Source organism: Micromonospora sp. ATCC 39149 (genome assembly GCF_000158815.1).
GTDB lineage: Bacteria > Actinomycetota > Actinomycetes > Mycobacteriales > Micromonosporaceae > Micromonospora.
Map to the genome: position 1 here is coordinate 2,166,046 of NZ_GG657738.1, position 18,194 is coordinate 2,184,239.

Consider the following 18,194-nt stretch of genomic DNA (forward strand, 5'->3'; position numbering starts at 1 on the left):
GTCGGGGGGATCAGCCGGCGGGGGCGACCTGGTCGGCCAGCACCACGCAGGCAGGACCTGGGCACACACAGGAGGGCAGCAGGATGACCGAGCGCGACCCGAACGCCTGGCGGCCGTTGGAGGAGAGTCCCGAGGTGGCGGCGGCGGTGGACGACGAGAGCACGGTGCCGCAGCTACGTACCGGTGGCGGGGCCGACCGGGACAACCCGTCCTTCGCCGGGCCGGGGGAGGCCGTGGAGGGAGTCGGGTCGACCGAGGACCTGCTCGGCGACCCGTACGGCGGGGGCACGGGCGCTGGCGGGGACAACATCCGCACCGGCGCGGAGCAGCCGTGGGACCCGGAGGACCTGGTGCTCGCCCGGGGCCAGGACCCGACGCCCGAGAACATCGAGCGGGCCCGCCGGGACCTGGCCGAGCAGGGGCGGGCGGCGGTGGAGAGGACCGTGCCCTGAGCCGCCCCGACCGGAGCAATCCCGGCACGCCGGCGGCCCGCTGACCGGCCCCGGACAGGCGGGGGCCCCTGGCCCGACCGGTGAACGGTCGGACCAGGGGCCGGGGAACCTGCCTTCGCGGTGCCTCACTCCCGCGTCGGCCGGTAGGCCTTCCGCCTGGTCAGGAGAGCGGCGGGTAGGCGTTCTGCATGAGCTGGGCGAACTGGGCCGGGAACCAGGCGCCCGAGATCGGGGCGTCCGGCAGGGCACCGCTCATGTTGTTGCCGTTGCGGGCGTTGCCACCGTAGGTCGGGTCGCACATCCGGTCGAAGCCCTTGCCCTCGTTGTTCGGGATCTCCTTGCTGGAGCCGTCCGACTCACCCGGGGGCTTCACCCAGACGTAGGCGTCGATGCCCGGCTCCGGGGCGGCCTTGGGACGCTCGCCGAGGCCCGCACCGGTCTGGTTGCACCAGTTGCCGGTGTGCAGCCGCCGGTCGACCCGGCCGCCGTTGACGTAGGTTTCCACGTTGGTCATCGGGCCGGGGCCGGTGGGCCGGGCGGAGCCGCCCCAGCCGTTGCGGGAGGTGTCGATCAGCATGCCGATGTTGCTGCTGAAGCCCTTGGAGATCAGCTCGTTGCGATACGCCTGGGCGAAGGAGAGCTCGTCGACGTAGTAGTTCCAGTCGACCCACTTGGACTGGCGGACGGTCTGGCCGTTCACCGTGTCGGTGACCTTGAAGTACGGCTCCTTGAGAGCCGAGTAGTTCGCGGTGTTCACGATGAAGCCGTGCACGTTGGCCGGGGTGCTGCCGGAGGCGCCGGCGGCCTCGCGCAGGATCGTCGCGCTCGGGCTGAAGTTGCTGTCCCAGCCCAGCCAGCCGTGGTGGCCGGCGTCGATGTAGTTGTAGACGTTGCCGATCGCGCCGAGCTTCGCCAGGGCGTAGCCCACGCCGTTGACGTACCCGCCGTTGGCCTTCATCGTGTCGCAGGTCGCGGTGCCGCCCGGCTTGTCCGAGGTGTTGGTCACCAGGTTCGGCAGCGAGTCGAGCTCGACGATGTTGATGATCCGCAGGCTGGCGTACTTCGGGTCGCCCTGGATCGCGGCGATCGGGTCGATGTACTCCGCCTTGTAGCGGGGCAGCTCGTCCGGGGCCAGCTCGCCGTTGGAGGCGAGGGCGGAGCAGTCGCGGCCGGGCAGGTTGTAGATGACGAACTGGATGTAGTTCGCGCCCTGGGCCAGCGCGGCGTTCAGGTGGTCACGCACGCCCATCGCCCCGTTGGAGCTGCTGTCCGGCGTGCCGTTGATCGCGGCGATCCGGTCGATCCAGACGGCGGTGGGGGTGTTCGACACCCGGTTGCCGCCCGCGACGGACTCGGCCTTGGCCTTCCACTCCGGGTTCACGTACCCCTTGGCGTTCCGGTACGGGTTGTCCACCTTCACGAGCAGCGACGAGCACGTGGTGAGCGGGGAGGTCGTCAGCGGAGGGGTGGTGGGCGGGGGGGTCGTCGGCGGGGGGGTGGTGGTCGGCGGCGTCGTGGGGGTGCCGCCGTTGCAGACCACGCCGTTCAGGGTGAACGAGGCGGGCTTCGGGTTGCTGCCGCTCCACGAGCCGTTGAAGCCGATGGTCACGCTGCCGCCGCTGGAGATCGAGCCGTTGTAGGACTCGTTCGCGGCGATCACGTTCTGCCCGCTCTGGCTCCACTTCGCCGACCAGCCCTGCACGACCCTCTGGCTGCTGTTCGGGAAGGTGAAGCCGAGGTTCCAGGACGACACGGCGTCCCCGATGTTCCTGATGGTGACGCTGCCGGTGAATCCGCCGGCCCAGTCGTTGGTGGTGTACGTGACGCTGCACTGGGTCGCGGCCTGGGCCGCGGTGACCGGGATGGTCACCAGACCACCGGCGACCAGGGCACCCGCACCGGTCAGCGCGAGTGCCCGGCGGCGGCCGGACAGTCTCTTCCTCATACTCATGCCACTGATCTCCTTGGGCGAGACCGGACTCGCGGCCCGGCGGTACGGCGCGCGACAGTCGGTGAGACGTCGACGGCGCCACGAGGGATTTCGGGGGTGCCCGACCCGGACGGGCAGTGTGGTGGTGGTGCGCGACCGGCACGTGAAGCGGCCGGTTCGGCGGCGGACGTCGTCCGGTGATACCGGTGCCCTCGACATCTACCTGTGCGGCGTGGCTCCCCGTACCGCGTGATGGAATTCTTGCATGGGAGCGCTTCCATGGCAATGGTTCGATACGACGCGTAGCGACGAACCGGGCGAGCGCCCTGGGTGAGCCCTCCGAGCGCTCCCGGCACGGACCGGGACGCCGCACACGAGCGCCCCTCCTCCCTCGAAAGGGTGCGGGACCCCCCGGCTGGTCGGCAACCCCGCCCGCCACCCGTTTCACGCGACAGAAGGCGTCAAACGCCCTTAAGCCATCTTCCGCGCGACCTGCCTGCAAACTGTAAAACACGAATCTTTCCCCTGATAGCTCGCGAACAGGGCTAACGTCGTGGGTAGCTCGGCTGACGTCGGGCTCAGGACGAAAAGGGATGGAGTGACGCAGGTCATGGCAAACAAGATGCTCGGGAAGGTCGTTGCGGGTGCCGCACTCGGCGGCGCGTCCCTGCTGGTGTTCACGCCGGGGATCGCGTTCGCGGACGGCCACCACGACGGCGAGGCCCACGACGGCAAGGTCTATGCCAAGCCGCACGTCGTCAAGCCCGGCGAGAAGGTTCAGCTCCTCGAGGTCTGCCCGGAGCCCCAGGAACATGCCTACGTCTGGTCCAAGGTGACCGGCAAGGTCGAGCTGCACCCGGCCGACGAGCAGGGCGAGCACGGCAACCAGGGCACGGAAGAGGGCTCCCAGGCCGAGAAGAAGGCCGGCGAGGAGAAGGCCGCCGAGGAGCACGGCAAGGCCAAGGAGGACGAGACGGCCAAGCCGAAGGAGGGCGAGAAGGCCGAGGGCGGCAAGGGCGGCGGCAACGCGGACGGCTCGTACGGCGAGGGGAGCGGCTACGAGTACGACCAGGGGGCCGAGAACGACTACGACCAGAACGGGTACGACAGCAACGGGTACGACAGCAACGGGTACGACAAGAACGACTACGACAAGAACGGCTACGACAGCAACGGGCACGACAAGAACGGCTACGACAGCAACGGGCACGACAAGAACGACTACGACAGCAACGGGCACGACAAGAACGGGTACGGCAACAACGGGTACGGCAACAACGGGTACGACAAGAACGGGTACGACAAGAAGTACGAGAAGCACCGGTCGGGCGAGGACTCCGGCTCACGCGCGGAGGAGGGGACCGGCTACCGCCAGGAGAAGTCCTGGGAGCACAAGAAGGACTTCGTCTACTACGGCGAGGCACACGTCGCCGAGGACGCCGCCCCAGGCCGCTACGAGCTGAAGGGCTCCTGCGGCGAGGGCGAGCTGGTCGTGCTCCCGCGCGGCCACGTCGAGGGTGGTGACGGCGGCGCGGCCGGCGGCACCGACCGCGGGTTGGCCACCACCGGGGCCGGCATGCTGGGCGCCGCGGCGCTCGGCGGCATCGTGCTGATGCGGCGGCGGCGGGCCAATGGGTCCCTCGCCTGACGTGACGGCGACACCAGCCGGCGGCCGCCACGGGAAACCGTGGCGCGCCGCCGGCGCGGCCGTCGTCGTCCTGCTCGCCATGGCGGGCGCCGGGATGGTGGGCGCCTCGATGCACACCGCTGCCACGCCCCACCCGCCCCAGCCGCTGCACCAGGGCGGCCGCGCTGGGGCTGGCGGGACGGTCGGCGGTCAGGGGGTTCTCGACGCCGACACGAAGGCGGCGGACGGGGGGCGGACGGCGACCGGCCTGGCCCGGGCCGCCCCGACCATCATCTCGATCCCCCGCATCAAGGTCGACGCCCCGATCATGACGCTGGGCACCAACCCGGACGGCACCGTCCAGGTCCCCCCGCTGGAGCAGGCCATGAACGCCGGTTGGTACTCGCCGGGCCCGAGCCCCGGCGAGATCGGCAACGCCGTCCTCGTCGGGCACGTCGACTCGGCGAAGATCGGCGGCCCGGCCGTCTTCTACTCCCTCGGCGCCCTCCAGCCCGGCGACACCATCGAGGTGGCCCGCGCCGACGGCGGGCGGGTCACCTTCACCGTGGACGACGTCCGGTCGTACCCGAAGACGGCCTTCCCCACCGAGCTGGTGTACGGCCCCAACGACCGGGCCGGCCTGCGGGTCGTCACGTGCGGCGGGCAGTTCGACCAGGCGGCGGGCAGCTACGTGGACAACGTCATCGTTTTCGCCACGATGACCGGCTGACCCGGGCGGGGACCGGTCGGACCCCGACCCCGCAGCGGTCCGCCCTCGGCGGCGCGTCGCGGGCCGGTCGGACATCCGACCGGCCCGCGACGCGTACCCGTGTCAGGCCGCCGACGTCCGCACCAGCGTGCGGATCTGGCGTAGCAGCACCGACAGCGCCGCGAGGTCCGCCCGCGACTCGTCGAACTCCCCCATCGCCCGCTGCGCCCGATGGATCGACGTCGCGTTGGACTGCTCCCACTGGCCCACCCGCTCCAGCGGCGGCAGCGAGTCCGGCGTGGAGCCGAGCACCTCCGCGGTGAGCGCGGCCAGCGCGGCGTACAGGTCGTAGCGCAGCGCCATCCGGGCCAGGGTCTGCCAGCGGTCCGCCCGGGGCAGCAGGGAGATCTTCGACAGCAGCGAGTCGACCCGGAACCGGTCGGAGAGCACGAAGTAGACCGAGGCCACCTCGCCGACGTCCCGCCCGCTGGTCGCCGCCGTCTCCACCACGTCCAGCAGCCCGAAGCTGTACATCAGCCGGGTCGCCTGCTCGGCCAGCCCGCGCGGCAGCCCACGCGAGGTCATCGCGTCGATGTGGGCGGCGATGGCCTCCCGCTCGCTGCCGTAGAAGAGGTTCTCCAGGCCGGGTAGCAGCCGGGCCACCCCGTCGCGCAGCCGGGCGATCTCCGCCGGCACGTCGATCGGCGAACGCCGGTTGGTCACCAACCAGCGCACCGCCCGGTCCAGCAGCCGCCGGGTGTCCAGGTAGACCGCCGTCTGCAACTCCGGGTCGACCCGGTTGTCCAGGGCCTCGACCGCGTCCCACAGCTCGCGCAGCCCGAACACCTCGCGGACCACCACGTACGCCCGGATCACGTCCGCCGCCGACGCCGCCGTCTCCTCCACGACCCGGAAGACGAACGTGATGCCGCCCCGGTTGATCGCCTCGTTCACCAGCACCGTGGTGACGATGTCGCGCCGCAGCCGGTGCTGACCCATCCGGTCGGCGAACCGCTTTCGCATCGGCGTCGGGAAGTAGTTGACCAGGACGTCGGTCGTCCACTCCTCGTCCGCGAGCCCCTCGGTCAGGATCTCCCGCTCCAGCACGATCTTCACGTACGCGAGCAGCACCGCGAACTCCGGCGCGGTCAGCCCGGTCTCGGTGCGGGCCGCCAGCTCCTCGTCCGGCGGCAACGCCTCCAGCGCCCGGTTCAGCGCGCCCGAGCGCTCCAGCTCGTTGATCATCCGCCGGTGCACCGGGAGCAGCGAGACGGCCTGGGCCTGTGAGTTGTTGATCGCGCGGGCCTGGTCGTAGTTGTCGCGCAGCACCAGCTCGGCGACCTCGTCCGTCATCCCGGCCAGCAGGTCGTCCCGCTCCGGCACGGTCAGGTCCCCGTCGGCGACCGCCGTGTTGAGCAGGATCTTGATGTTCACCTCGTGGTCGGAGCAGTCCACCCCGGCCGCGTTGTCGATGAAGTCGGTGTAGATCCGCCCGCCCGCCCGGGCGTACTCGATCCGGCCGAGCTGGGTGCAGCCCAGGTTGCCGCCCTCGCCCACCACCCGGCAGCGCAGGTTCCGGCCGTCGACCCGGATCGCGTCGTTGGACTTGTCGCCCACCTCCGCGTTGGTCTGGCTGGCCGCCTTCACGTACGTGCCGATGCCGCCGTTGAAGAACAGGTCCACCGGGGCGGTCAGGATCGCCTTCATCAGCTCCTGCGGCGAGAGCTGGGTGACCTCGTCGTCCAAGCCGAGCGCGGCGCGGACCTGCGGCGACACCGGCACCGACTTCGCGGTGCGCGGGTACACCCCGCCGCCGTCGGAGATCAGCTCGGCGGCGTAGTCCTCCCAGGACGACCGGGGCAGGTCGAACAGCCGTTTCCGCTCGGCGTACGAGGTGGCGGCGTCCGGGTCCGGGTCGAGAAAGATGTGCCGGTGGTCGAACGCGGCCACCAACCGGATGTGCTCGCTCAGCAGCATAGCGTTGCCGAACACGTCGCCGGACATGTCGCCGACCCCGACCACGGTGAAGTCCTGAGTCTGGGTGTCGTGCCCCAGCTCCCGGAAGTGCCGCTTCACCGACTCCCATGCGCCCCGGGCGGTGATGCCCATCTTCTTGTGGTCGTACCCGGCCGAGCCACCCGAGGCGAACGCGTCGCCGAGCCAGAACTGGTGCCCCGCCGAGATCTCGTTGGCGATGTCGGAGAACGTGGCCGTGCCCTTGTCCGCCGCCACCACCAGGTACGGGTCGTCCGGATCGTGGCGGACCACGTCCTGCGGCGGCACGATCTCACCGGCGACGATGTTGTCGGTGACGTCGAGCATCGCGCCCACGAACTCCTGGTAGCAGGCGACCGCCTCGTCCCGGTCCCCCGGCTTCTGCTTCAGCACGAAGCCGCCCTTCGCGCCCACCGGCACGATCACGGCGTTCTTCACCATCTGCGCCTTGACCAGGCCGAGCACCTCGGTCCGGAAGTCCTCCCGCCGGTCGGACCAGCGCAGCCCGCCCCGGGCCACCGGCCCGTACCGCAGGTGCACGCCCTCGAACCGGGGCGAGTAGACGAAGATCTCGAACCTCGGCCGCGGGGCCGGCAGGTCCGGGATGGCCTGCGGGTCCAGCTTGAACGCCACGTACGGCTTCGGCCGGCCACCGACCGGCTTGGCGTAGAAGCTGGTCCGCAGGGTGGCCTGGATCAGCGTCAGGTAGGACCGCAGGATGCGGTCCTGGTCGAGGCTGGCCACGTCGTCCAGCGCCGCCTTGATCGCTGTCACCAGCTCACCGCCGCGCTCGTGGCGCTGCTCGACCGTCGCCCCGCCGGGGGCGAACCGCGCCTCGAAGAGCTCCACCAGCAGCGCGGCGATCCTCGGGTACGCGATGAAGGTCTGCTCCATGTAGTCCTGGGAGAAGACCGCGCCGGTCTGCCGCAGGTACTTCGCGTACGCCCGCAGCACCACCACCTGCCGCCAGGTCAGCCCGCCGCGCAGCACCAGCTCGTTGAAGCCGTCCACCTCGGCCTCGCCCCGCCACGCCGCCGCGAAGGCGTTCTCCACGTGCGGGCGCACCTCGGCAAGCTCCTGGTGCCCCTCCGGCAGCCGCAGCCCGAAGTCGTACAGCCAGATCCGCCCGTCGACCCGTTCCACCTCGTACGGGTGCTCGTCGACGACCTTCACGCCGAGCGAGTGCAGCACCGGCAGCACGGCGGAGAGCATCATCGGCTCGCCGTACCGGTAGACCTTGAACCGGACGTCCATCGTCTCGTCGACGTCGGCGTCCCGGCCAATGCCGCCCACGCGCGGGGCGAGCTGCTTGCGGAACAGGTGCATCTCCAGTTGGCCGGGCTCCTCCAGCAGCTCCAGCTTCGCCAGGTCCTTCATCGCCTCGTACGGCGTGTGCCCGTCCTTGTAGCCCTCCGGGAACGCGTCGGCGTACCGGCTGAACAGGTGCTTGGCCTGCTCGTCGCCGAGCTTGCGCTCCAGCACGAGGCGGTAGTCGTCGTCCCACAGCCGGGTCGCGTCGGCCAGCTCCTCGGCGAGCAGGTCCGCGTCGATGTCCCCCGGCGGGCGGGTCGGGTCGGTGCGGACGATGAAGTGCACCCGGGCCAGCATCGACTCGGTGACCCGGGTGGTGTAGTCCACCCCGACGCCGTTCAGCTCGCGCAGCAGGATGTCCTGCATGCGCAGCCGGTTCTGCGTGGTGAACCGGTCCCGGGGCAGGTAGATCAGGCAGGAGATGAACCTCCCGTACGCGTCGCGGCGCAGGAAGACCCGTAGCTGCCGGCGGCCCGCCATGCGCAGCACGCCGATCACCGCGTGGTACAGGTCCTCGGTCTTGATCTGGAACAGCTCGTCGCGCGGGTACGTCTCCAGAATCTGCAACAGGTCCTTGCCGGAGTGGCTGCGCTGGCTCAGGCCGGAGCGGTCGAGCACCTCGGCCACCTTGCGGCGGACCACCGGCAGCCTTCGGACGCTCGTCCGGTACGCCGCCGTGGAGAACAGACCGAGGAAGCGCCGCTCGCCGACCACCTGACCGGCGTCGTCGAAGATCTTGAAGCCGATGTAGTCCAGGTAGGCCGACCGGTGCACGGTGGCCCGGGAGTTCGCCTTCGTGATGATCAGCAGGCGCTTCTCCAGCACCTTCTCGTGCGCCTCGGGCGTCATCGACGACAGCGCCCGCGCCTCCGGGGAGTCCGATCGCAGGATGCCCAGGCCCGTGCCGAGCACCGCCTCCAGCGCCGGCCCGTCCCCGCCGGGGGCGTCGACCAGCCGGTACTCCCGGTAGCCGAGGAAGGTGAAGTGGTCGTGGGCCAGCCAGCGCAGCAGCTCCACCGAGTCCGTGATGTCCTTCTCCGGCACCGGCGGACGGCTGTCCGAGGTCCGGGCGGCGGCCAGTTCGTCGGCCAGGGCCAGGGCCCGCTGGCGCATCTTCGGCCAGTCCTCGACGGCCTCCCGCACGTCGGTGAGCACCCGCTGCAACTCGCGGCGCAGCTTCTCCCGCTCGCCGGCGTCGCGGACCGGGTCGATCTCGATCCGCATCCAGCTCTCGACCAGGTCCCCGACGATCGAGTCGTCGGGCTCCACGTCGGCGGCGACCTCGACCAGGCGGCCGAGCGGCTCGCGGCGGACCACCAGCAGCGGGTGGACCAGCAGGTGCATGTCGAGGTGGTGGGCGTTGAGCAGGGCGGTCACCGAGTCGACCAGGAAGGGCATGTCGTCGGTGACGATCTCGATCACCGTGTGGTGCTGGTCGGCGTCCGGCTCGTGGATGCGCAGCTTCAGCTCGCCCGGCACCCGCTGCTCGGCGAGTTCGCGGTGGGCTCGGGCGGCGTCCAGCATCTCCTCGGGGGTGAACCCGATCAGCTCCTCGTCCGGCGCGAACCGCCAGAAGCGGCTGACCAGTGTCGCCGCGTCATGGTCGTCACCGGCGAGCGCGACGGCCTGGGCGACCAGGCGTTCGGCGTTCGGGACCGGCTCGTCGAGTTCGGCATCCTCGACGTCGTCGGCCAGCGCCTCCGCGGGCAGCCCGAGGTCGTAGAGGGTGTCGATGCTCGAACCGGTCATCCCGGTCACGCCTGTGTCGAGTCGGCCGAAGCCGTCCCCGTCGGTTGCCGAATCGAAACTGTCGTCCCGGCCGGTGTCAACCTGCCGGGGGTCGGGTCCCGGTTTGATCGCCGGACGCCGGTCCATCGGTGCCACTCCCCTCGACCCACCGCGTTGTGGGTCACTCTGCCGCCCAGCCTAGGCCCTGCCGATCGGTGCGTCCGATCGGACCTGTGCCCGGATGTACGGTTCGGGACGCTGGGTATTTCGCCCGCTGCAGATCCTGGTAGGCCGGCTGGGGAGTACCCGGCGCAGAAATTTCCTCACATCCCCGGGCACGTCTTCGCGCACGTGGCAGGCAGGGACGGTGCGCCGAGGGCGGCCGTACTACCGTGGCGGGCAGTCGGAGATCCGGAGGGACCGCCCGCATGCATCTGACACACCCGATCCACCGCGCCCGACGGCCGCTCGCCGCGCTCGCGGCCACCGTGCTGGCCGCCGCCGCGCTGGTCGGCTGCTCGTCCGATGACGGCCCGGAATCGACCGTCGACGCCTTTCTGTCCGGTTGGGGCAAGCGCGACCTCCAGGCCGTCGGTTTCGTCACCCCGGCCGGGCTGAAGGTTCCCGCCGCCGACGTGACGCGTCAGATCCGCGAACTCTCCGGCGAACTGGCCGACACCCCGCCGACGCTACGCCGCACCGGCGACCCGAAGGTCGACGCGAACATCGCGACCGCCGGGGTCCGGATAGCGTGGGCCCTGCCCGGCGGCATCCGCTGGGAGTACGACCGCCAGCTACGGCTCACCACGGGCGACGACGGGCGGTGGCGGGTGATCTGGGAGCCGCAGGTGGTGCACGAGCAGCTCACCGATGGCGACCGGCTCGCGTTGCGCCGCGACGCCGCGCCCCGCGCCGGGGTGCTCGACGGCGCGGGCAAGCCGATCGTGACGCCCCGCCCCGTGGTCCGCGTCGGGCTGCAACCGAGCGAGGTCACCGACGTCAAGGCGGTGTCTCGGCAGCTCGACGCCGCGTTCCGGGCGATCCGGCCGGCCATCACCCCACCGGTCGACCTCTCCGACCTGCCCAAACGCCTCGCCGACGCCGACCCCGGCGCGTTCGTCGAGGTGGTGACGCTGCGCGACGAGGCGTACCGGCAGATCCGTTCCCGCGTCTACGACCTGCCCGGCACCAAGTTCCGGGCCGAGAAGCTCGACCTGGCCCCGACGCGCGAGTTCGCCCGGGCGCTGCTCGGCTCGGTCGACCAGGCCCAGGCCGACGACCTGGCCGCCCACCCCGACCGGTACCGCCGGGGCGACCTCGTCGGCCACGGCGGCCTCCAGGGCCGGTACGACGAGCGGCTGCGCGGCGCACCCGGGCTCACCGTGATAAGCGAGCGACCGGGGCCGGACGGCACCCTCGTGCCGACCGGCACGGAACTGTTCCGGCAGGAGCCGAAGCCCGGCCAGGCGGTGCGGACCACCCTCGACGTGGCCACCCAGAACGCCGCCGACGCCGCGCTGCGCGGCGAGAAGCGCCGCTCCGCCCTGGTGGCGGTGCGGGTCAGCGACGGCGCGGTGCTGGCCGCCGCGAACGGCCCGGGTGCCGCCGGCGAGAACCTCGCGTTCACCGCCCAGGTGCCGCCCGGTTCGACGTTCAAGATGGTCAGTGCCCTCGGCCTGCTGGACCGGGGCGCGGTCACCCTGGCCGGCCCGGTCGCCTGCCCGAAGACGTTCACCGTGGACGGCAGGTCATTCAAGAACTCCGACAACTTCGCCCTCGGCACCGTCCCGTTCCGCACCGACTTCGCGAAGTCCTGCAACACGGCGTTCGCCGCGCTAGCCCCGAAGCTCGGCCCCGACGGCCTCGCCCAGACCGGCCGGGCGCTCGGCCTGGAGGCCGAGTGGGACCTCGGCGTGGACGCGTTCACCGGCAAGGTTTCCGCCAACGGCTCCCCCGCCGAGCAGGCCGCCGCCGCGTTCGGGCAGGGCACCACCGTGGTCAGCCCGCTGGCCATGGCCGCCGCCACCGCCGCCGTCGCCCGGGGCCGCTGGGAGCAGCCGAAGCTCGTCGCCGACCCGGCCCCGGCCAAGGCCGCGCCCGCCGGGCCGCAGCTCAAGCCGGAGTCGGTCGAGCCGCTGCGCACGATGATGCGCGAGGTGGTCACCGCCGGCACCGCCACCGCCCTCGCCGACGCCCCCGGCGGCCCCGTACACGGCAAGACCGGCACCGCCGAGTACGACGACAACCCCGCGCACACCCACGCATGGTTCGTCGGTTGGCAGGGCGACGTGGCGTTCGCGGTCTTCGTGGAGCAGGGCGGGTCGAGCGGGGCGAGCGCGGTCCCGATCAGCGAGCGCTTCCTGCGCGCTCTGGCCGCCAGCTGACCGCCGCCGGAATGGGATCGCACCGGGCTGCCATGTCGACGACATGGGGGCATCCCGCCGCTCGGATACCGCCATGTCCCCGACACGGCGGCGGCCAGCGGGGCCCGTCGGTCAGGCGATGCCGGCCGCGGGCCGTGGCGGGCCGCCGTCCTCGGGGGCCGGCGGGGCGTCGCCCGGGGCCGCCCCGGTGACCCTGCGCAACAGGCCCGGCCCGGCCGAAGCGGGCGGGCCCGACGGGCTCCAGCACCGGCGCGCCCCCGGCGGGGCCCGGCGGGGAGCCCCCGACGAGGTCGGAACCCTCCACCGGTCCAGCCGGTCCTCCCACCCCGTCCAGGGGCCCGTCCATGGTTTCGCCCACCCCAGCGGGGTCCTTCGGTGCCGCAGCCGCGACCAGGGGATCAGCCGCGACCTTGCTCGGGGCGGCGGATCGGGCGGGCATGCGGCGGGGCTCCGGTGCGGCCGGAAGCAGGCGAGGCTCCGAGGGGGCCGGGAGCAGGCGGGGCGGCACCGCGCTCGGGGCGGTCACCGGGGCCAGCCCGGCCACCACCGTGTTCACGATCTCGGCGGCGTACGCGCCGTCGGAGTCGTAGTCGGGGTCGAAGACGGTCAACTCCACGCCGAGGCAGTGCGGGGTGTCGACCAGGCCGGCGAGCAGGATCTCCAGCTCGGCGAAGGCGATGCCGCCCGGGTCCGGGGCGTCGACCGCCGGCATCACCGCCGGGTCGAGCACGTCCACGTCGACGTGCACCCAGTATCCGGCGCAGTCAGCCAGCTCCTCGTGGGCCCACTGGGCGGTGCGGGCCGCGCCCTCGGCGCGCAGCGCCGGCACCGGCCGGGTGGTGATCCCGGCGGCCTGGAGGTCGAGGCGGTACTCGTCCTGGGCCCGGATGCCGAGGACCACCACGTCGATGTCGCGGAAGTAGGGCCGCCGCCCCTCGATCGCGGCCAGGTCTGCCTGCCCCCGGCCGGTGACGAGGGCCAGGTCCTCCCCCGCCGCCGCGCCGACGTACGAGGCGTTGCCGGGGTGCCGGAAGTCGGAGTGGCCGTCGACGAACACCAGCCCGATCCGCCCGCCGACCGCCTCGCCGAGCCGGTGCATGGCCAGCGCCGAGCCGAGCAGGATCGAACAGTCCCCGCCGAGGACGAGCGGAAACTCCCCCCGGTCGATGATCGCCCCGATCCGGTCGGCCAGCGCCGCCGAGTACGCGGCGATCTCCGAGGCGTGGCAGACGCCGTCGCCGGGGCGCCAGTCGCCCGGGTCGTACCGGGGCGGGGTGAGGCAACCGGCGTCGCGCGCCCGCAATCGGGCGAGCAGGCCCTGGTCGCGCAGCGCTCCCGGCGCCTTGGCGCAGCCGGGGACCGCGGTGGGGGTGGGCGGGCGCAGCCCGAGGTTGGACGGCGCGTCGAGGACGGCGATCCGGCGCATCATTGGCTCCCGTCCTCGTGGTCGGGCGGGCCGGCGAACGCCGGCCCGCGCTGGCGTACGGCGGAACTCAGAACAGGGCGCTGGCCAGGGCCCGGCGGGCGGAGGCGACGGCGGGGTCGTCCTGACCGGCGACGGTGAACAGGCCGACCAGGTGCTGGCGTACCTTCTCCCGGTCCTCGCCGGCGGTGCGGCGGACCAGTCCGACCAGCCGGGCGTACGCCTGCTCGGCCATGCCGCTGAGCACCTCGATGTCGGCGGCGAGCAGCTGGGCCTCGACGTCGTCGGGGTTGGCCTCGGCGGCGGCGAGCGCCGCGCCCGGCTCGGCGCCGGCAACCCGGCGGGCCAGCCCGACCTGGGCCAGGCCGGCCTCGGCCGCGGCGTCCGCCGGCGACTCGGCCAGGATCTTCTTGTACGCCTGCTCGGCGGCATCCAGGTCGCCGCTCATCAGGGCGTCGTCGGCCGCGTCGAGGCGCGGGTCCTCCGGCTCGGCGACGCTGACCCCGCCGGCCTTGAGCACCGCGCCGATCCACTGTCGCAGCTGCGCCTCGGGGACCACCCCGGAGAACGCGTCGACGGGCCGGCCGCCGACCACGGCGTAGACGGTGGGGATCCCCTGCACCTGGAACATCTGAGCGATCCGGGGATTGTCCTGGACGTCGATGCGGGCGAGTGTCCACGCGCCACCGCCCTCGGCGGCCAGCCGCTCCAGGACCGGGGCGAACTGGTCGCTCTCCGGGTACCCGGCCGCGCCGAAGAAGACCACCACGGGCATGGCGGTGGACCGTTCGAGCACCTCGGCCTGGAGATTCGCCTCTGTCACGTCGACCACCGAGCTGCCGCCGGCAACGGCCGGCAGACTGGAGGACGGGCCGGCCTGGGCCGGTGTGTTGGTTCGGGCGGAGGCCGGTGCGGTGCCGCGCAGTGCGCTGAGGTCGACCGCGCCGCGGGTGAAGATCGACGAGGTGATCCGTGGGTCGCTCATGGTTGTCTAGTCTCGCACGTGTCCCGCCGAACTCAGATTAACCGCGACGGCGACAGTTGCGACTCTCACCCCTGCTCAACCCCGCTCCCACCCCACCCCGCCCGACACCCTCACCGCCACCCCTGCGCGCCCTGACCCCGGCCCCGCGCAGGGGTGCGGGCGGAAGGCGGGGCGGGGGTGAGGGTGGGGTGGGGCTAGAAGCGGGCGGGTTCGCGGTAGGTGCCCCATTCGGCGCGGAGGGCGTCGCAGATCTCGCCGAGGGTGGCCTCGGCGCGGACGGCGTCGAGCATGGCCGGGATCATGTTCTCCCCGGTGCGGCTGACCTCGACCATCCGGGCCACCCCCGCCCGAACCGCCGGCTCGTCGCGGGCCGCCTTGCGCTCGGCGAGCACCCGGCGCTGCTCCACCTCCACCTCGTGCGAGATGCGCAGGATCTCCAGGTTCTTGGCGATCGTGCCGGTGTGGCAGTTGACGCCGACGATCCTCTTGTCGCCCTTCTCGAGGGCCTGCTGGTAGACGAAGGCGGACTCGGCGATGTGGCCGGTGAACCAGCCGTCCTCGATGCCGCGCAGGAGGCCGGAGGTCATCGGTCCGATCTGGTGTGGACCGTCGCCGCCGAGCTGCCGGATCCGGGCGAAGATCTCCTCCGCCTCGGCCTCGATCTTGTCGGTGAGCGCCTCGACGTACCAGGAGCCGCCGAGCGGGTCGGCCACGTTCACCACGCCGGTCTCCTCCATCAACACCTGCTGGGTACGCAGGGCGATCTCGGCAGACTCGTCGGTGGGCAGCGCGAGGGTCTCGTCGAGGGCGTTGGTGTGCAGCGAGTTGGTCCCGCCGAGCACTGCGGCGAGCGCCTCGACGGCGGTGCGTACGACGTTGTTGACCGGCTGCTGGGCGGTCAGCGACACCCCTGCGGTCTGGGTGTGGAACCGTAGCCAGAGAGCCTTCTGGCTGGTGGCGCCGTAGACGTCGCGCAGCCACCGGGCCCAGATCCGGCGGGCGGCCCGGAACTTGGCGATCTCCTCGAAGAAGTCCACGTGGGAGTCGAAGAAGAAGCTCAACCCCGGGGCGAAGACGTTGACGTCCAGCCCACGCGACAGCCCCAGCTCGACGTAGCCGAACCCGTCGGCGAGGGTGTACGCCAGCTCCTGCGCGGCCGTCGCGCCGGCCTCCCTGATGTGGTACCCGGAGACGGACAGCGGCTTGTACCGGGGGATCTCGCGCGCGCAGTACTCCATCAGGTCGCCGATCAGGCGCAGGTGCGGCTCGGGGTCGAAGAGCCACTCCTTCTGCGCGATGTACTCCTTGAAGATGTCCGTCTGGAGGGTCCCGTCCAGGGTGGACGGGTCGGCACCCTGCCGCTCGGCGGCGACGAGGTACATGCAGAAGACCGGCACGGCCGGGCCGGAGATGGTCATCGAGGTGGTGACGCCGGCCAGGTCGATGCCGTCGAAGAGGACCTCCATGTCGGCGGCGCTGTCTACCGCGACGCCGCAGTGCCCGACCTCACCGAGCGACTGCGGGTCGTCGGAGTCCCGTCCCATGAGGGTGGGCATGTCGAAGGCGACGGAGAGGCCGCCGCCGCCGGCACCGAGGATCATCTTGTAGCGCTCGTTGGTCTGCCGGGCGTTGCCGAAGCCGGCGAACTGCCGGATGGTCCAGGTCCGCCCCCGGTAGCCGGTGGGGTGGAGGCCCCTGGTGTACGGGTACTCGCCCGGCCAGCCGATCCGCTCGAAGCCGGGGTACGCCATCCCCTCCGGGGGGCCGTACACCGGATCCACGGTCATCCCGGACAGGGTGGTGAAGTCCGCGTCCCGCTTGCGCGCGGCGTCGTAGCGGGCCTGCCAGCGGGCCCGTCCGGCAGCGATCTCGTCGGCGTCCATCCGCGGCGCTCCTCCTCGAGTCCTCGGCTGAGGATCCGAGTGTAGAACGCCGCCCTGAACGATCGCTAAGGAAGTTCGTACCCGCCGGTAACGAACTCAGGCCGGGGGCACCTCCATCGCCACGTCGTCCACCCGGATGTTGATCTCGTCGGCCCGCAGCCCGTACGCCTCGACCGCCGCCGAGACCGCCGCCCGCACGGCCTCGGTCACCTGCGGCACCGACTGCCCCGCCGAGATCACCAGCACCAGGTTGACCACGGCCGCGCCGTTGGTGACATGCGCCGAGCAGCCCCTTCGCGCGTCACCGACCTGGTCCAGACCGACCTTGTCGAGCACCGCGTTGAAGAACCGGGCCACGTCCCCGCCGAGCTCCACCACGCCGGGCACCGACCGGGCGGCGGCCACCGCGATCTTCTCCACCACCTCGTCGGAGACGTGCGTCGTCCCGCCCGCAACCGCGTCCGGCGTCACCCGCAGTTCCCGCGTCGCCTCGTCGCTCATGCTTTCTCCCACCACGTCACCCGCCCCACGGGCGTGAGGCGGTGCGAGCGTACTAGCGCTCGATGTACCGCTCGACATACTCCCCCGTCGGTTCGATCGGCGTGATGACGTCGACCAACACCCCGTTGGGGTCCGCCACGATGAAGTGCCGCTGCCCGAAGTCCTCACTACGCAGGTCCAGCTCGACCCGCAGCCCGCCCTCGACGACGAGCCGCCGCCACTGGGCATCCACATCGGGCACCTCGACGTTGAGCAGCAGCCCGTCCACCGGCTTGCGGTACCCGTTCGGGATCGTCGGATGAGTGTGGTCCAGAAGCCCGAGTTCGCACGGCACCGGCCCCGGGCGACGCAGGCTCACATACCAGTCCGCCTCGAAGGTGGTCTCAAAGCCGAACCAGTCGGCGTAGAACGCGTGTGACTCCTTCAGTCGGGTCGTGCAAATCACCGGATAGAAGCTGGTCAAGAGCATGGTCACTCCGTTCACATACCGTCGGTATGTGAACTACGATATTGGCGTACCATCGGTATGTCAATGTTGGCGCGGCGGGGCCGCAGGCGATGGGCAGGGACACATGCGTAGAGCGGAGCAGCGGGAGCAGACCCGGCACACGCTGGTGCGCGAGAGCCGGCGACTCTTCGCGACGCACGGGTACGGGGCGGTCGGCCTCGCCCAGATCGTCGCCGCCGCCGGCGTGACGAAAGGCGCGCTGTACCACCACTTCGCCGGCAAGGCCGACGTCTTCCGGGCGGTTCTGGAGCTGGTACAGCAGGAGGTCGCCGCGCAGGTCGTCGCGGCCGCCGAGGCGCAGCACGACCCCTGGGCGCGGCTGACGGCCGGCTGCCGGGCGTTCCTCACCGCGAGCACCGCCCCGCAGGTTCAGCGGATCATGCTGGTCGACGGGCCGGCGGTACTGGGCTGGGCCGACTGGCGCGCCCTCGACGAGGCGGCCTCGGCGCACCACCTCGCCGAGGCGCTCACCGACCTGATCGCCGCCGGGACGATCGCGGCGCAGCCGGTCACGCCGCTGGCCCACCTGCTCTCCGGCGCGATGAACGAGGCCGCGCTCTGGCTCGCCACGACGACCAGTCCGCACGCGCTGGAGCAGACCTGCACCGCACTCACCCGCCTGCTGGAAGGGCTCCGCATCCGCTGACCAACGCGGATCGGAGAGCGGACGTCGGGCGCACTCCGCGGACCGACAACGTGGCCAGGGCAGCGCCACCCTGTCGGCCCGCTCAGCCCGACGGTGTCCACACCGACGCGGC

Annotated in this window: 11 protein-coding genes and 1 pseudogene; 5 read left to right on the forward strand and 7 right to left on the reverse strand. The window is 71.9% G+C overall.

Annotated elements, in window-relative coordinates; all coding sequences use genetic code 11:
• Positions 1–83: 83 nt before the first annotated feature.
• On the forward strand, positions 84–452 hold the full coding sequence (locus MCAG_RS08995) for a hypothetical protein (protein ID WP_007072652.1): 369 nt from the start codon (positions 84–86) through the stop codon (positions 450–452).
• Between the two features lie 160 nt (positions 453–612).
• Here the strand turns inward: MCAG_RS08995 and MCAG_RS09000 are convergent, their stop codons facing one another.
• A complete protein-coding gene (locus MCAG_RS09000) occupies positions 613–2,403 on the reverse strand; it encodes a glycoside hydrolase family 6 protein (protein WP_036372895.1) in 1,791 nt (596 codons plus the stop codon).
• Between the two features lie 589 nt (positions 2,404–2,992).
• On the opposite strand from MCAG_RS09000, the gene MCAG_RS09005 reads away from it, so the two are divergent.
• Both MCAG_RS09005 and MCAG_RS09010 read left to right on the forward strand, forming a co-directional pair.
• Positions 2,993–4,030, forward strand: coding sequence for a hypothetical protein (locus MCAG_RS09005; protein WP_036376727.1), 1,038 nt, complete (start codon positions 2,993–2,995; stop codon positions 4,028–4,030).
• Position 4,031: 1 nt separating this feature from the next.
• Positions 4,032–4,739: a class F sortase gene (locus MCAG_RS09010; RefSeq protein ID WP_036372896.1), complete on the forward strand. Its 708-nt coding sequence runs from the start codon at positions 4,032–4,034 to the stop codon at positions 4,737–4,739.
• Between the two features lie 102 nt (positions 4,740–4,841).
• Here MCAG_RS09010 and MCAG_RS09015 read toward each other — a convergent pair whose 3' ends face one another.
• On the reverse strand, positions 4,842–9,899 hold the full coding sequence (locus MCAG_RS09015; RefSeq protein ID WP_036372898.1) for an NAD-glutamate dehydrogenase: 5,058 nt from the start codon (positions 9,897–9,899) through the stop codon (positions 4,842–4,844).
• Positions 9,900–10,180: 281 nt separating this feature from the next.
• Here MCAG_RS09015 and MCAG_RS09020 point away from each other — a divergent pair, with 281 nt between their 5' ends.
• Positions 10,181–12,136: a penicillin-binding transpeptidase domain-containing protein gene (locus MCAG_RS09020; protein ID WP_036372900.1), complete on the forward strand. Its 1,956-nt coding sequence runs from the start codon at positions 10,181–10,183 to the stop codon at positions 12,134–12,136.
• Between the two features lie 456 nt (positions 12,137–12,592).
• Here MCAG_RS09020 and MCAG_RS09025 read toward each other — a convergent pair.
• The 5 genes and pseudogenes from MCAG_RS09025 to MCAG_RS09045 form a co-directional block, all read right to left on the reverse strand.
• Positions 12,593–13,565 (reverse strand): annotated as a pseudogene (locus tag MCAG_RS09025) (arginase family protein); the annotation flags it as partial.
• A gap of 64 nt (positions 13,566–13,629) precedes the next feature.
• Positions 13,630–14,544, reverse strand: a complete 915-nt coding sequence (locus MCAG_RS09030; RefSeq protein ID WP_007072659.1) for a tetratricopeptide repeat protein — start codon at positions 14,542–14,544, stop codon at positions 13,630–13,632.
• Positions 14,545–14,738: 194 nt separating this feature from the next.
• Positions 14,739–16,427 (reverse strand): methylmalonyl-CoA mutase, encoded by a 1,689-nt coding sequence (locus MCAG_RS09035; RefSeq protein ID WP_007072660.1) that lies wholly within the window; start codon positions 16,425–16,427, stop codon positions 14,739–14,741.
• A 96-nt stretch (positions 16,428–16,523) separates the two neighbouring features.
• Positions 16,524–16,928: an Asp23/Gls24 family envelope stress response protein gene (locus MCAG_RS09040; protein ID WP_036372902.1), complete on the reverse strand. Its 405-nt coding sequence runs from the start codon at positions 16,926–16,928 to the stop codon at positions 16,524–16,526.
• A 52-nt stretch (positions 16,929–16,980) separates the two neighbouring features.
• A complete protein-coding gene (locus MCAG_RS09045) occupies positions 16,981–17,397 on the reverse strand; it encodes a VOC family protein (protein WP_036376732.1) in 417 nt (138 codons plus the stop codon).
• Positions 17,398–17,500: 103 nt separating this feature from the next.
• Here MCAG_RS09045 and MCAG_RS09050 point away from each other — a divergent pair, with 103 nt between their 5' ends.
• On the forward strand, positions 17,501–18,082 hold the full coding sequence (locus MCAG_RS09050) for a TetR/AcrR family transcriptional regulator (protein ID WP_036372904.1): 582 nt from the start codon (positions 17,501–17,503) through the stop codon (positions 18,080–18,082).
• Positions 18,083–18,194 lie beyond the last annotated feature (112 nt).

Coding starts and splice junctions, on each gene's coding strand:
- MCAG_RS08995 (WP_007072652.1), top strand. CDS start 84: ATGACCGAGCGCGACCCGAACGCCTGGCGGCCGTTGGAGGAGAGTCCC.
- MCAG_RS09000 (WP_036372895.1), bottom strand. CDS start 2,403: ATGAGTATGAGGAAGAGACTGTCCGGCCGCCGCCGGGCACTCGCGCTG.
- MCAG_RS09005 (WP_036376727.1), top strand. CDS start 2,993: ATGGCAAACAAGATGCTCGGGAAGGTCGTTGCGGGTGCCGCACTCGGC.
- MCAG_RS09015 (WP_036372898.1), bottom strand. CDS start 9,899: ATGGACCGGCGTCCGGCGATCAAACCGGGACCCGACCCCCGGCAGGTT.
- MCAG_RS09020 (WP_036372900.1), top strand. CDS start 10,181: ATGCATCTGACACACCCGATCCACCGCGCCCGACGGCCGCTCGCCGCG.
- MCAG_RS09030 (WP_007072659.1), bottom strand. CDS start 14,544: ATGAGCGACCCACGGATCACCTCGTCGATCTTCACCCGCGGCGCGGTC.
- MCAG_RS09035 (WP_007072660.1), bottom strand. CDS start 16,427: ATGGACGCCGACGAGATCGCTGCCGGACGGGCCCGCTGGCAGGCCCGC.
- MCAG_RS09040 (WP_036372902.1), bottom strand. CDS start 16,928: ATGAGCGACGAGGCGACGCGGGAACTGCGGGTGACGCCGGACGCGGTT.
- MCAG_RS09045 (WP_036376732.1), bottom strand. CDS start 17,397: ATGCTCTTGACCAGCTTCTATCCGGTGATTTGCACGACCCGACTGAAG.
- MCAG_RS09050 (WP_036372904.1), top strand. CDS start 17,501: ATGCGTAGAGCGGAGCAGCGGGAGCAGACCCGGCACACGCTGGTGCGC.